General features: G+C 57.3%; 1 protein-coding gene. It reads right to left on the bottom strand.

The window, feature by feature from the left end:
• Positions 1-16 precede the first annotated feature (16 nt).
• Positions 17-1,246: an IS110 family RNA-guided transposase gene (locus HMPREF0308_RS12615; protein ID WP_005532235.1), complete on the bottom strand. Its 1,230-nt coding sequence runs from the start codon at positions 1,244-1,246 to the stop codon at positions 17-19.
• Positions 1,247-1,528 lie beyond the last annotated feature (282 nt).

The following is a 1,528-nucleotide window of genomic DNA, read 5'->3' on the forward strand; positions in this document are numbered from 1 at the left end:
ATGCTCCTATGTTGTGTCAAGCTGATTTGAGAAGTTCTTCATAAGCCAACCTCAACTCCGGCAAAGGGCGCTTGCCGGTTTCGATATCACTGATTCTCGCCGGGGCACACCCGAGTTTTTCAGCAACCTGGGCTTGCGATAACTGTCTCTCGATCCGTCGAGCTTTGAGTTCATCAACCTCTACCTGGCCCGTTGGAAGAACGGCCTGACCCAAGCACAACACCCGGTAGACCTCCCTGACAATGGCGCGTTTCAGACACCGTAAGATCTCCTTTTTCGACAATCCTTCCTTGGTGCGTTTGGCTACGTAGTCCCTGGTGCGTTGGTCATGATGCATCCGCACCAACGCGATCCGATGCAACGCAGAATTCGCCCGACGATCACCACCCCGGTTGAGACGGTGCCGATGAGTCCGTCCAGAACTAGCCGGAATCGGTGCGACCCCGCACAGATGAGCTAATGCTGCCTCGGAGTGAATCCGGCCTGGATTATCCCCCACACTGACAATCAGATCAGCAGCCACCACGGAACCACACCCAAATATCGAGGTCACATGCGGATTGATCATCTCAACCAGGATACTGATGTGTTTTTCCAGCTGCGTGCCCTGTTTCTGTAAATCACGATAGGTGGTGGCTAATGTCTTCAACGCGAGGAGCACCCCATTTCTGGGGTCGGCCAGGTCAGCTGATGGTCGGCACCGGGACAAGGCCTCCACCATGACCAATGTGGACATCGCACTATAGCGGCGTCGAATCTCATCGGGTGCTGTGACCAGCAACGATTTGATCGTTGTCATCAGTTTCGCTGCTGTCATCACGAGCTGACGGCGGGTGATCTGCAACCCACGGAGGGATTCCACTGGCCCAGAAGTGTCTTTCGGGATGCTTAAGGCTTCCCCGGTGAGCACCTGGCGGGCGGCAGCGACAGCATCAACGGGGTCTGATTTGCCGTCCCGGCGTCGAACGGCCCGGGTAGGGCGTAAGACTTCTACGACTGAGTATTTCTGGGTGCGAAGGTGGCGTGTCAGGCCTGCTCCATAGGAGCTGGTTCCTTCCACACCGACGGTGGTGACACCGTAGGTTGCCATGAACTCTGAAATCGCCACGTAGCCAGGGTTGGTGGCGGGGAAGGTGTCGGTGGCGATGTGCCGGCCGGTGTCCGAAATGACGGCAACAGTGTGGGTATCGGTGTGGGTGTCGATTCCGGCGACGGGGCCGGTGGGGCAGTCGAAAGTGGTAGGCATTGGGGATCAGGTCCTGTCTGTGAGCAAACGTGCGGGTGACCCGCGATCCGGGGTTTCCGGGCAGACAAGACGCTGATGGGACGACTACACTAGACACCTGCCGGGGTGGTCACGGTGGAGACGTCACGCTCCTATAAGGTCATGGGCGGATTCACCGGATTGCGGTACAGGGGCGGAACTAACATGGAAGACAGATCACGCTGAAGGCACATGAGGAGATCATGGCCAGTCAAGAAGTGGGTCATTCCACGTGGTTCCGATCCTGTATTCCCATTATCAGCG

It is taken from the genome of Corynebacterium striatum ATCC 6940, from assembly GCF_000159135.1.
In the GTDB taxonomy this organism is placed as follows: domain Bacteria; phylum Actinomycetota; class Actinomycetes; order Mycobacteriales; family Mycobacteriaceae; genus Corynebacterium; species Corynebacterium striatum.

Excerpts from the sequence above, each read along its gene's own strand:
- HMPREF0308_RS12615 (WP_005532235.1), bottom strand. The coding sequence starts at position 1,246 with ATGCCTACCACTTTCGACTGCCCCACCGGCCCCGTCGCCGGAATCGAC.